Source organism: Halorussus vallis (genome assembly GCF_024138165.1).
GTDB lineage: Archaea > Halobacteriota > Halobacteria > Halobacteriales > Haladaptataceae > Halorussus > Halorussus vallis.
On the sequence record NZ_CP100000.1, the window covers coordinates 2,369,338 to 2,382,073 of the forward strand.

General features: G+C 62.8%; 6 protein-coding genes, 1 tRNA gene and 2 rRNA genes. 6 read left to right on the forward strand and 3 right to left on the reverse strand.

Annotated elements, in window-relative coordinates; translation table 11 throughout:
* Window positions 1-64 precede the first annotated feature (64 nt).
* Both pheS and pheT read left to right on the forward strand, forming a co-directional pair.
* The gene (pheS, locus tag NGM07_RS12015; protein ID WP_253511733.1) at window positions 65-1,573 is read left to right on the forward strand and encodes a phenylalanine--tRNA ligase subunit alpha; all 1,509 of its coding nucleotides are present in this window, start codon (window positions 65-67) and stop codon (window positions 1,571-1,573) included.
* Window positions 1,573-3,300 carry a phenylalanine--tRNA ligase subunit beta gene (gene pheT, locus NGM07_RS12020; RefSeq protein WP_253511736.1) on the forward strand — a complete coding sequence of 576 codons (1,728 nt, stop codon included), beginning with the start codon at window positions 1,573-1,575 and terminating at the stop codon, window positions 3,298-3,300. Before pheS ends, pheT begins: the two co-directional genes overlap by 1 nt.
* 59 nt (window positions 3,301-3,359) lie before the next feature.
* On the opposite strand, the gene NGM07_RS12025 is transcribed toward pheT, so the two are convergent.
* The 3 genes from NGM07_RS12025 to NGM07_RS12035 all read right to left on the reverse strand — a co-directional run bounded on the left by NGM07_RS12025 (window position 3,360) and on the right by NGM07_RS12035 (window position 6,276).
* Complete coding sequence (locus NGM07_RS12025; protein ID WP_253511739.1) at window positions 3,360-4,880, reverse strand: glutamate-cysteine ligase family protein; 1,521 nt, start codon at window positions 4,878-4,880, stop codon at window positions 3,360-3,362.
* Window positions 4,881-4,976: 96 nt separating this feature from the next.
* The gene (locus tag NGM07_RS12030; RefSeq protein ID WP_253511741.1) at window positions 4,977-6,032 is read right to left on the reverse strand and encodes a quinone-dependent dihydroorotate dehydrogenase; all 1,056 of its coding nucleotides are present in this window, start codon (window positions 6,030-6,032) and stop codon (window positions 4,977-4,979) included.
* Between the two features lie 46 nt (window positions 6,033-6,078).
* Entirely contained in the window at window positions 6,079-6,276 is a 198-nt protein-coding gene (locus tag NGM07_RS12035; RefSeq protein WP_115798291.1) for a hypothetical protein, read from the reverse strand.
* Window positions 6,277-6,632: 356 nt separating this feature from the next.
* On the opposite strand from NGM07_RS12035, the gene NGM07_RS12040 reads away from it, so the two are divergent.
* The 4 genes from NGM07_RS12040 to NGM07_RS12055 all read left to right on the forward strand — a co-directional run bounded on the left by NGM07_RS12040 (window position 6,633) and on the right by NGM07_RS12055 (window position 12,651).
* Window positions 6,633-6,941: a non-histone chromosomal MC1 family protein gene (locus tag NGM07_RS12040; protein WP_253520199.1), complete on the forward strand. Its 309-nt coding sequence runs from the start codon at window positions 6,633-6,635 to the stop codon at window positions 6,939-6,941.
* Between the two features lie 888 nt (window positions 6,942-7,829).
* A 16S ribosomal RNA gene (locus NGM07_RS12045) occupies window positions 7,830-9,301 on the forward strand.
* Window positions 9,302-9,448: 147 nt separating this feature from the next.
* Window positions 9,449-9,520: transfer RNA gene (locus NGM07_RS12050), tRNA-Ala, on the forward strand.
* 211 nt (window positions 9,521-9,731) lie between these two features.
* Window positions 9,732-12,651, forward strand: a 23S ribosomal RNA gene (locus tag NGM07_RS12055).
* Together the 16S and 23S rRNA genes with 1 tRNA gene alongside form the textbook arrangement of a ribosomal RNA operon.
* The last annotated feature ends 85 nt before the right edge of the window (window positions 12,652-12,736 follow it).

Below are 12,736 nucleotides of genomic sequence, written 5' to 3' on the forward strand. Positions count from 1 at the left end.
TCGACCGCGCTTCAGAAACGATAAACGGTGGCACGGGGACTACAAAGCAAAGACAGCCCAGACGATGAAACTACCAGCATCACAGGTCGCGGTGTTAGAAGCCGCGAGCGCGAACGACGCACAGCCGATAGACGAACTCGCCGAGACGGCCGACCTCAAGCCGGAGACGGCCACCGGCGCCGCCTTCGAACTCGAATCCGAGGGGCTCGTCGAGGTCGAAGAGTCCGTCGAGGAGACGGTGGCGCTCACCGACGAGGCCCGCGAGTACCTCGAAGACGCGCTCCCCGAGATTCGCCTCTTCGAGGCCGCCCTCGACGCCGGCGCAGACGACGACCCCGCCCAGATGGGTCGGGTCATCGGCCAGTCGGGACTCGAGGGCCCGCAGGTCGACATCGCGCTCTCGAACTACGCCCGGAAGGGCTACGGGACCATCGAGAGCGGCGAAATCACCGCCGACCCCGACGCCGACCCCGAGAACGACGCGGAGGCCGCCGCGCTCTCGGCGCTCGAACTCGGCGAACCGGTCGCCGACGAGGACGTCCTCGACCAGTTAGAGAGTCGCGGACTGATTACCCGCGCCGAGTCGACGGTCCGCACGGTGACCCTGACCCAGGAGGGCGTCACCGCGCTGATGGAGGGCGTCGAGGCCGCCGAAACCGTGGGCCAACTCACCCCCGAGATGCTCACCTCCGGCGAGTGGCGCGACGTGGAGTTCGCCGAGTACAACGTCGAGGCCGACGCCGAGCGCCTCGACGGCGGCAAGACCCACATCCTGCGCCAGACCGCGAACAGGGTCAAGGACACCCTCGTCGGCATGGGCTTCGAGGAGATGGAGGGTCCCCACGCCGACGCCGACTTCTGGATCAACGACTGCCTGTTCATGCCCCAGGACCACCCGGCACGGACCCACTGGGACCGCTTCGCGCTCTCGAATCCGACCGAGATACGCGACTTGCCCGAAGGACTGGTCGAGCGCGTCCACGACGCCCACATGCACGGCGTCGGTGACGACGGCGAGGGCTACCACTCGCCGTGGTCCGAGGACTTCGCGCGGGCCGTCGCGCTCCGGGGCCACACCACCTCGCTGTCGATGCGCTACCTCTCGGGCCACGAGGTCGGCGACCTCGAACCGCCCAAGCGCTTCTTCAGCGTCGAGAAAGTCTACCGCAACGACACCCTCGACCCGACCCACCTGCTCGAGTTCTTCCAGATCGAGGGCTGGGTGATGGCCGAGGACCTCTCGGTCCGCGACCTGATGGGCACCTTCGAGGAGTTCTACGCCCAGTTCGGCATCACCGACATCGAGTTCAAGCCCCACTACAACCCGTACACGGAGCCGAGCTTCGAACTGTTCGGCACCCACCCGACGACCGGCGAGATGGTCGAGATCGGCAACTCGGGGATGTTCCGACCGGAGGTGCTCGAACCGCTGGGCATCGACTGCGACGTGATGGCGTGGGGCCTCGCCCTGGAGCGATTGCTGATGTTGATGTACGGCTTCGAGGACATCCGCGACGTCCACGGGACGCTGTGTGACCTGGAACTGCTGCGGGACACGGAGGTGCTTCACTGATGCCAGTCGTCGACGTGAATCCGGACGAACTCCGGAAACTGACCGGCCACGACGAGAAATCGGACGACGAACTCATCGACGACATGTTCGCGCTCGGCTTGGAGTACGAGGGCGAAACCGACGACGGCGACCTCCAACTGGAGTTCGCGCCCGACCGCCTCGACCGCCTCTCGGTGGAAGGTGTCGCCAGGTCGCTGCGCTACCAGTACGGCGACGACCGCGGCGTCTACGTCCCCGACACCAACGACCCCGACTGGACCATCGAAGTCGACGAGTCGGTGCCCGACGAGCGCCCCTACGTCACCGGCGCCGTGATTCGGGACGTGAGCCTCGACGCGGACGCGCTCGACTCGCTCATCCAGTTGCAGGAGAAACTCCACGCGACGATGGGTCGAAAGCGCGCCAAGGGCGCCATCGGCATCCACGACCTCACCATGCTGAAGGGGCAGGCCGCGACCGCCGAGGGCCAGACCGAGGTCGGCAACTCCATCACCTACCGGGGCATCGCCCCCGACGGCGACCGGTTCGTTCCGCTCGACGCCGACACCGAGATGACGCCCGAAGACGTCCTGCGCGCTCACCCGACCGGCGAAACCTACGCCCCGCTGGTCGCGGAGTACGACCGCTACCCCGCCATCTACGACGACATCGGACTGTTCTCGTTCCCGCCGGTCATCAACGGCCGCCGGACCGAGGTGGAGGCCGACTCGCGGGACCTGTTCGTGGAACTCACCGGCACCGACCAGTGGACCATCGACCACATGTGCAACATCATCTGCTACGCGCTCTCCGCACGGGGCGCGACCGTCGAGGAGGTCGAGGTCCAGTACCCCGACCGCACCCTCCTGCGGCCCGACTTCGAGGTGAAGACGAAGACGGTCACCCACGAGCGCATCGAGAAGACCCTCGGCGTCGACTTCGACGCCGAGCGCGTGGTCGACCTGCTGGAGCGGTCGGGCCTCGACGCCGAACCCGAGACGGTGGGCGACGACGAACTCGCCTACGAGGTGTCGATTCCGCCCTACCGCGTCGACGTGCTCCACCCCGTGGACGTGATCGACGACGTGGGCCGGGCCTACGGCTTCAACGACCTCGACCCGCGCTACCCCGACGTCGGCACCGTCGGCGGCCGCCACGAGCGCTCGAAACTCGAAGACGCCGCCCGCGAGGTGCTGGTTGGACTGGGCTTCGAGGACCTGCTGAACTTCCACATGATCAGCGAGGCGGAGAACTTCGACCGGATGGGCGTCTCGCCGGGGACCGACGTCGTCGGTGGCGGCGACCCTGCGACCATCAAAGAGCCCTACAGCGAGGACTATACGATGCTCCGGACGTGGGCGCTCCCCTCGCTCGCGATGGTGCTGGAGAACAACACCCACCGGGCGTACCCCCAGGACCTCGCCGAGATCGGTCTCGCGGCCGAGGTCGACGAGAGCGAGAACACGGGCGTCGCCGAGCGCCGGACGGTCGCCGCGGTGCTCGCGCGCCACGACGCCTCCTACGAGGACGCGAAGGCCCGCCTCCAGGCGGTCGCGCGCAACTTCGACGCCGACCTCGAGACGCCGCCGACCGACCACCCGACGTTCATCGACGGCCGGGCGGCCGCGGTCGTGCTGGACGGCGAGGAAGTCGGCGTGATCGGCGAACTCCACCCCGAGGTGCTGGTCGAGCACGACCTCGAACTGCCCGTCGCGGCGTTCGAGTTCCGACTGGACGACCTGGAGTAGCGTCGCTTCTCGTCGACCTCCGACGACGCCTGGGCCGGAGGGGGAGACGATTCCAGTTCTTATTCTGCCGGGAACGACCCGTCGAGTAGCGTCCCCGTCTGTCGGTCGACGTAGCTACGTTGCATTCCGTGGACGGCCGCTTTGAGGCTCGCCCCGCCTCGCAGGCGCTCGCGGACCTCCCGTCGCTTCCACTCGGCGGGAGTCGTTCCATCGTCCGCGCGGCGGCGAAGCGGCCGGAGATACTCGGCGATTCGACCGTCCGAGAACCCGCGGAGTTCCAGTCCCTCGCGGGCCGCGGCGAACAGGTCGTCGTACAGTTCGCCGGCGTCGCGGGTTTCGGTGCCGTCGGCGGTGATCCACGTGAGGTCGGCGTCGAGGCCGTCGCGCGTCGCGGCGTAGAAGTTCTCCTCGGCGGTTTCCCAGTCGAGGTCGCCGACCGGGTGGTCCCCGCTGGCGAGGCCGGTGAGGAGTCCGGCGAACGCCGCCTGGAACGAGAACGCGTCTTCGACGGTCGGCTGGGCGGGCACCGGCCGGAACTCGATTCGGACGTTCGCGCCCGCCTCCGTCTCACCGTCGAACACCGGCCGGACCCATCGCCAGTAGGTACCCCGCTTCAACTGGAAGTGGGCGAACTCGCCGTCGGGGTCAGCCGACTCGGTCGAGAGCGGAACCACGGTCCGGTCGGCGACGATGCGGTCTATCGCCTCCGCGGTCGATTCGAGGTCTTTCGGAAACCGAACCTTCCCCGGCGAGTCGTCCGGTCGGTTCATCACTGTCTCGAACACCGGAATCCGGTTCTCGACCCACGCGTCGTCGACGACCGCCTCGGGGTCGGCGTCGTCGTCGTAGAGGTCCGGCGGGACGAACGGCGAGTTGGCCGCGAGTGCGAGCAGGGGTCCGGCGACCCGGAGCGCGTACCGGAAGTAAGTCGGAAGGCGGGTCGCTTGCGGCACCCGATAGTGGAACTGTGTGGAGGTGATCAGACTCTGTGGGAGGACCGTGTCGGCCGACAGCGAGGCGTTCGGGAGATCGATTCGCATTCCGGACGCCACCTCTTCGCGGTCCCCGCTCGGATTCGACATCACGTGGTGGCGAACCGACTCGCTCATGTTCGCGGCGATTTGCACGCCGTCCTCCTCGATGTAATCGCAGAGGTACTGCGCCGCGGTGGTTCCCGACGGCGGAATCGTCCATACCCCGTCGCTGACGAGTCGGAGTCCCTCCACGTCGGCCCAAGTCTGTGCGGCCGCGACGTTCGCTTTCACCTCGGCCTCCTGGGCCGCGAGTCCGCGAGGGGTCAGCGGTCGAGGTCGGACCTGCATCTCGGCGTTGTGGATGCCGAGTTCCTTCTCGAAGCCCACGGTATCGAGCAGGTCGCGCGGAACGCGAGCAAGCGCGCTCGTCTCGTCCACGGCGTAGAACTCGTACTCCATCCCGGCGGTGGCGTCGGGACTGTCGAAGGTCCCGTCAGCGACCGCCGACTTCAGGCGGTCGGCCTCCGCTTCGACGCGACCGTCGAAGTCCGCCTCGTCGAACTCCATCGCCGCCGCCACCCGCGCCGCCAGGGGAGTTTCAACCATACGACCAATTCAACGTTCACCGTTTTCCGGCCGTTGGCTCACTCGTAAACCGATTAATAAGGGGTCGGACGACACGCCGCCGCCCGGTGGGTGGAGTCAGTCGAGGTCGGCGCCGACCGCGGCCTGGACCGAGTCGAAGCCGTCCCGCTCCAAGAGTTCGAGCAGTCCCCGGTTAATCTCGCGCGCGATGGAGGGGCCGCGGTAGACGAGACCGGTGTACAGTTGGACTACGTGCGCGCCCGCGCGAATCTTCCGGTAGGCGTCCTCGGCGGTGAACACCCCGCCGACGCCGACGACCGGGACGTCGGTGCGCTCGGCGACGAACCGGACCGTCTCGGTCGCCCGGGCCTCGACGGGTTTGCCCGACAGGCCGCCCTCCTCGGCGCGGTTGTGGCTTCGGAGGCTCTCGGGCCGGTCGGTCGTGGTGTTCGTCGCGATGACGCCGTCGAGTTCGAGTTCGTCCACGAGTTCGAGCGCGTCCTCGACCGCCGGCCGCGGGAGGTCGGGCGAGAGTTTGACGAGCAGGGGACTCGCGCCCGCGTCGGTCAGCGTCGAGAGGATGGCCTCCATCGAATCGCGGTTCTGGAGGTCCCGAAAGCCCTCCGAGTTCGGACACGAGACGTTCACCACGAAGAAATCCCCGCCCTCGACCACCCGCTCGTAGGTGTAGCGGTAATCCTCGGGGGCGTCCTCGGTCGAGACGTGCTCGGTCTTCGCGAGGTTCACGCCTACTGGAACGTTCGCGTGCGTGCGCGCGAGGCGCTCGCCCACCTCGTCGGCGCCCCGGTTGTTCAGCCCCATGCGGTTGACGACGCCCTCGTCCTCGCGCAGGCGGAACATCCGTGGTCGCGGGTTGCCGCCCTGGGGTTCGGCGGTGACGCCGCCGACTTCGACGTGGCCGAAGCCGAGACTCGCCAGCGCGGCGGGCACTTCGGCGTTCTTGTCGAATCCGGCGGCGACGCCGACCGGATTCGAGAATCGCTGGTCGAACGCCTCGACGCGGAGTCGCTCGTCGTCGACTTCGTACCGCGCGGCCATCGCATCGGCTATCGGCGTTCCCTGTGCGACCCGAAGTCCGGCGTGGACGAAGTCGTGCGCCGTCTCGGGCGGTAGTCCGAACAGAAGTGGTTTCGCCAGCTCGTAGGCGTTCATCGTTCGACCGGCCAGGCCGAGGCGGTAAAAGTTCCCCGTCTCGCCATCAGAACTCGTGTTCGACCTCGTCCTTGTCGGCCTTCTGGATGATTATCTTGTCCTCCCGGACGCGCACGAACACCTCGTCGCCGATGTCCATGCCTGCGACGGCTAGCTCGTCCTCGTGTAGATTGATGTGGACGTTGTGGTACTCGCCGTCCTCGCCTTTCGCGCCACTGGGGCTAAGCTTCTTTTTCCGTACCATCGCGGTATCCTATGCGTAGGTTCGCCATAGAATATACTTAAGTGTTTTCTACCGACCTCCCCCGTCTCGGCCGCCGACGGCGTTCGAGTTCGAGCGGTCGGGCGCTTCGATTGTCACCTCTTCTGGGTTGGCGACTCTTTACTCTTCCGCCCACCCCGTCCGCGGGCCGGGCGCGAGCGCGGAGAAACCCACCATTACGCGGATAAATACCGGCCTTCGCGCCGGGATTCTGCGCGTAACGCGGCGAAATCGCACGACCGCACAGGCTCAACATATAAATGTATCGCCGCTAATGGCTCATATCGGCGATATATTTATAACGGGTCCTGTGCTGGGTTGGCATGGAGGAGAAAACCATGGTACGTGAAGACGGTAAGCGGAACTTTGCACTGCGCAGCACCGACGGCGACGAATCGAGCGTCTTCTCGGGCAACACGCCGCGGCAGGCCGCACTGAAGGCGGCCCGCCGTCTCGACCCGGCCTCTTCGGAGGATTCGGCCGACCGAACCGAACTCAGACTTCGGGAGAAGGGAACCGACAAGGTTCACATCTACGAGGGCTGGGCGTGGCACGAGTCGGCCCCCGACGACAAGCCCGACTGGATGCCCGGCGAGATCACCGAGGCCAACGTCTCGAAGCAGGGTATCGAACACCTCGATGAGTGAGGCGGTCGGCAGAGCACACCAATCGTTTTCTACGCGCGTGCGCCCGAACCCCGATAGCGAGACGTAGCGCCCGCGAAGTTCAACCCTTTTGTGCTCCCTCTCCGTACCCCGAGCCGCGCGGGGCGCACTCGCCGCGACGACGCGCACGACGCGCCGGATGAAACGGCCCGTTCTCCACCCGCGCGACAGCGACGCTCGTTCAGCCTCGGCTCCGTCGGATCGCGACGCGAGTGCTACGTTACACCGGCACGAAGCCGACTCGGTCCGACGGCCTTAAGTGTAACCCAGGCATTCGTAGAGATACGAGCGAGGTCCTGCGGTTTGGGCCTCCGGGACGCGGCGAGAATCGACGTCTTTTTAAGGCGTCTTGGCCGCGTCTCGACGCTAACCCCAATCCAATGCCCTTAAGTGTATGTGGCCACTCGAATTGGATGTGAACGGCGTCCTGCGATTTCGGACGTCCGGTTCGCCTCTAATCCGACGGTCTTAAGTACATACGGGGCCTCGGATTGGATACGAAGTTCCTTCGGGGGTTCTCCTCCGAGGGGCGACTGCGGTCCGACGGCCTTAAATAACTAAGGCCGTTTGGACTGTAATGCGGAAAAGATCAGACGCGATTCGCGGGGCGTTCAACTCGTCCCGCAATCTCGGCCCGAATGGCCTTCGATGGGTTTAAACCCCGTCGAAGCCAACCTTCGGGTCCGAAGGAAATGAGGATTCCACCCCTGCGGTCCGCCGTACACGATGGGATCTGATGTTAGCCTTGGCAGTTCGGTGACACCCGACCAACGATTCGGTCCGGGGTCGTCGAACTGACGGACCTAGACACGATAGACACATTATGTGTCTCCGCCAGAAACCCACCGAGCCATTACGTGCTCGGCAACCATTCCGGTTGATCCTGCCGGAGGCCATTGCTATCGGAGTCCGATTTAGCCATGCTAGTCGCACGAGTTCATACTCGTGGCGGAAAGCTCAGTAACACGTGGCCAAACTGTCCTATGGATCGAGATAACCTCGGGAAACTGAGGCTAATCTCGAATAAGGCTCGATGCCTGGAGTGGCTCGAGCTGGAAACGCTACGGCGCCATAGGGTGTGGCTGCGGCCGATTAGGTAGACGGTGGGGTAACGGCCCACCGTGCCGATAATTGGTACGGGTTGTGAGAGCAAGAGCCCGGAGACGGAATCTGAGACAAGATTCCGGGCCCTACGGGGCGCAGCAGGCGCGAAAACTTTACACTGCACGACAGTGCGATAAGGGGACTCCGAGTGCGAGGGCATATAGTCCTCGCTTTTGTGTACCGTAAGGTGGTACACGAATAAGGGCTGGGCAAGACCGGTGCCAGCCGCCGCGGTAATACCGGCAGCCCGAGTGATGGCCGCTATTATTGGGCCTAAAGCGTCCGTAGCCGGCCAGCCAAGTTCGTCGGGAAATCTGCTCGCTTAACGAGCAGGCGTCCGGCGAAAACTGTCTGGCTTGGGGCCGGAAGATCCGAGGGGTACGTCCGGGGTAGGAGTGAAATCCTGTAATCCTGGACGGACCACCGGTGGCGAAAGCGCCTCGGAAAGACGGACCCGACGGTGAGGGACGAAAGCTAGGGTCACGAACCGGATTAGATACCCGGGTAGTCCTAGCTGTAAACAATGCTCGCTAGGTGTGGCGTTGGCTACGAGCCAGCGCTGTGCCGTAGGGAAGCCGAGAAGCGAGCCGCCTGGGAAGTACGTCCGCAAGGATGAAACTTAAAGGAATTGGCGGGGGAGCACTACAACCGGAGGAGCCTGCGGTTTAATTGGACTCAACGCCGGACATCTCACCAGCTCCGACAGTAGGAGTGATGGTCAGTGTGATGAGCTTACCAGACCTACTGAGAGGAGGTGCATGGCCGCCGTCAGCTCGTACCGTGAGGCATCCTGTTAAGTCAGGCAACGAGCGAGACCCGTATCCGTAATTGCCAGCAATACCCTTGCGGTAGTTGGGTACATTACGGAGACCGCCACGGCTAACGTGGAGGAAGGAACGGGCAACGGTAGGTCAGCATGCCCCGAATGAGCTGGGCTACACGCGGGCTACAATGGTCGAGACAACGGGTTGCAACCTCGAAAGAGGGCGCTAATCTCTTAAACTCGATCGTAGTTCGGATTGAGGGTTGAAACTCACCCTCATGAAGCTGGATTCGGTAGTAATCGCGCTTCAGAAGAGCGCGGTGAATACGTCCCTGCTCCTTGCACACACCGCCCGTCAAAGCACCCGAGTGAGGTCCGGATGAGGCCACCATCCGGTGGTCGAATCTGGGCTTCGCAAGGGGGCTTAAGTCGTAACAAGGTAGCCGTAGGGGAATCTGCGGCTGGATCACCTCCTAAAGACCGGGACCAGGCCGACGCGCCTGGCCCACCCGTTCGTCGCTTCGGCGACGAACACGAGGGTTCCTCGACGACCTCGACCGCTTCGGTGGTCGGGCACCTTCGAACTGCCAAGGCTAACGAAACCCTCCCCGTCCGGGGAGGTGGGCCCATAGCTCAGTGGTAGAGTGCCTCCTTTGCAAGGAGGATGCCCTGGGTTCGAATCCCAGTGGGTCCATACCTCGGACCGGAACTGAATCGCTCCCCTTAAGTGGGATGCGACGAAATGTTCGGGTCCGAAGCAACCGATGCACCACCTCGTGAAAGCGTGGGTGGGAAGGGTTCGATGCACGCTCCCGGCCACCTCCGGGACGTGGCGATGACGACCGTGTGTAAGTGCAATCCAGACGTCCACTGGATCCGTTTAACCGGGTCACAGTGTGATTCCAACAGCGTGGCTACTGTGCCAGCTGGTGGATGGCTCGGCTCGAGCGCCGAAGACGGACGTGCCAAGCTGCGATAAGCCTGAGGGAGCCGCACGGAGGCGAAGAACTCAGGATCTCCGAATAGGAATCCTCTCGCAATTGCCTTGCGCAATGGGGAACGTCGAGAATTGAAACATCTTAGTATCGACAGGAAAAGAAACCGAATGGGATGTCGTTAGTAACGGCGAGTAAACGCGACACAGTCCAAACCGAAGCCCTCACGGGCAATGTGGTGTTCGGACTGACACTCAGCGGTCGACCGACTACGTGAAGTCTCTTGGAATAGAGCGTGAAACAGGGTGACAACCCCGTAACGTAGTCCAGTACACCGTGCGTCAGCTCCAGAGTATCGGGGGTTGGAAATCCCTCGTGAAGACGGCCAGCATCGATGGCCAAGACTAAACACGTCTCGAGACCGATAGCGAACAAGTAGCGTGAGCGAACGCTGAAAAGCACCCCGAGAAGGGAGGTGCAATAGAGCCTGAAATCAGTTGGCGATGGAGCGACGGGGCACAAAAGGTCCTGTGATAAACGACCCGGGAGCAATCCCGCAGTAGGACTCACAGGAAGCCGGTGTTCCGTCGTACGTTTTGAAAAACGAGCCAGGGAGTGTGTCTGATTGGCGAGTCTAACCCGAGCATCGGGGAAGGCATAGCGAAAGCGACATGGCCGCAGCACTATGTGCGAGGGCCGCCGTGTTCAAGCGCGGGGAGTCAATCGGACACGACCCGAAACCGGATGATCTACGCATGGGTAAGGTGAAGCGTGGCGAAAGCCACGTGGAGGCCTGTTAGAGTTGGTGTCCTACAATACCCTCTCGTAACCTATGTGTAGGGGTGAAAGGCCCATCGAATCCGGCAACAGCTGGTTCCAACCGAAACATGTCGAAGCATGACCTCTGCTGAGGTAGTTCGTGGGGTAGAGCGACCGATTGAGGGAGCCGACTCCGAGAGGAGTCGGCCCCTCTGTCAAACTCCGAACCTACGAACGCCGTCGACGCAGGGAATCCGGTGTGCGGGGTAAGCCTGTGCACCAGGAGGGGAACAACCCAGAGCCGGGTTAAGGTCCCAAAGTGCAGACTAAGTGCGATTGAAGGTGGTCCCGAGCCCTAGACAGCCGGGAGGTGAGCTTAGAAGCAGCTACCCTCTAAGAAAAGCGTAACAGCTTACCGGCCGAGGTTCGGGGCGCCGAAAATGATCGGGGCTCAAGTCTGCCACCGAGACCTGGCGGCACGGTTCAGACCGTGATTCAGTAGGTTGGCACTCTATTCGGGCGGAAGCTCGGGCGAGAGCTCGCGTGGACCGAATAGGGACGAAAATCCTGGCCATAGTAGCAGCGTTAGTCGGGTTAGACCCCCGACGACCTTACGAGCAAGGGTTCCTCGGCAATGCTGAACAGCCGAGGGTTAGTCGATCCTAAGTCCTGTCGCAATTCGAGCAGGACAAAAGGGAAACTGGTTAATATTCCAGTACCACCGTACATTGAAAGCCGACGCCTCGGGGTAAGTCGAGCCGGGCCATCGCCCGGTCGAACCGTCCAAATCCGTGGAAGCCGTAATGGCACGAAGCGGACGAACGGCGGAATAGCGAAAGTCGACCCAACCTGGGGCCCGTGAAAAGGCGAGTACGGTGCTCGTACCAAGATCCGACACAGGTGCTCAGGCGGAGAAAGCCAAGGTCTGTCGGGAGCAACCGACGTTAGGGAATTCGGCAAGTTAGTCCCGTAAGTTCGCGATAAGGGATGCCTGCTCCGGAGAGGAGCAGGTCGCAGTGACTCGGACGCTCCGACTGTCTAGTAACAACATAGGTGACCGCAAATCCGAAAGGACTCGTACGGTCACTGAATCCTGCCCAGTGCGGGTATCTGAACACTCGGTACAACGAGGCGAAGGACCCGTTAACGGCGGGGGTAACTATGACCCTCTTAAGGTAGCGTAGTACCTTGCCGCTTCAGTAGCGGCTTGCATGAATGGATCAACGAGAGCGTCACTGTCCCAACGTTGGGCCCGGTGAACTGTACGTTCCAGTGCGGAGTCTGGAGACCCCCAAGGGGAAGCGAAGACCCTATAGAGCTTTACTGCAGGCTGTCGCTGAGACACGGTCGCTAATGTGCAGCATAGGTAGGAGTCATTACAGAGGTACCCGCGCTAGCGGGCCACCCAGACATCATTGAAATACTACCCGTTAGTGACTGTGACTCTCACTCCGGGAGGAGGACACCGGTAGCCGGGCAGTTTGACTGGGGCGGTACACGCTCGAAAAGATATCGAGCGTGCCCCAAGATTCTCTCATTCGGGTCGGGAACCCGAAACAGAGCGCAAGAGCATAAGAGAGTCTGACAGTGTCCTACACAACGAGGGACGCTGACGCGAAAGCGTGGTCTAGCGAACCTATCAGCCCGCTTGATGCGGGCGATAGATGACAGAAAAGCTACCTTAGGGATAACAGAGTCGTCACCGGCAAGAGCACATATCGACCCGGTGGCTTGCTACCTCGATGTCGGTTCCCTCCATCCTGCCCGTGCAGAAGCGGGCAAGGGTGAGGTTGTTCGCCTATTAAAGGAGGTCGTGAGCTGGGTTTAGACCGTCGTGAGACAGGTCGGCTGCTATCTATTGGGGGTGTCATGGTATCTGACGGGAACGATCGTATAGTACGAGAGGAACTACGATTGGTTGCCACTGGTGTACCGGTTGTCCGAGAGGGCATGTGCCGGGCAGCCACGCAACACGGGGTAAGAGCTGAATGCATCTAAGCTCGAAACCCACCTGGAAAAGAGATACCGCTATAGATCACTCGTAGAAGACGAGTTCGATAGGCTCGGGATGTACGCGCCGAGGCAACGAGGCGTTCAGTCCGCGAGTACTAACCGATCGACGCCACACATTCATACCGCACTTGGACCCGTTAAACGGATCCAGGCGTTAACTGGATTGCACTTACATTACGGTCAGACGGACCACCGACGTTGGA

Coding starts and splice junctions, on each gene's coding strand:
- pheS (WP_253511733.1), top strand. CDS start 65: ATGAAACTACCAGCATCACAGGTCGCGGTGTTAGAAGCCGCGAGCGCG.
- pheT (WP_253511736.1), top strand. CDS start 1,573: ATGCCAGTCGTCGACGTGAATCCGGACGAACTCCGGAAACTGACCGGC.
- NGM07_RS12025 (WP_253511739.1), bottom strand. CDS start 4,880: ATGGTTGAAACTCCCCTGGCGGCGCGGGTGGCGGCGGCGATGGAGTTC.
- NGM07_RS12030 (WP_253511741.1), bottom strand. CDS start 6,032: ATGAACGCCTACGAGCTGGCGAAACCACTTCTGTTCGGACTACCGCCC.
- NGM07_RS12035 (WP_115798291.1), bottom strand. CDS start 6,276: ATGGTACGGAAAAAGAAGCTTAGCCCCAGTGGCGCGAAAGGCGAGGAC.
- NGM07_RS12040 (WP_253520199.1), top strand. CDS start 6,633: ATGGTACGTGAAGACGGTAAGCGGAACTTTGCACTGCGCAGCACCGAC.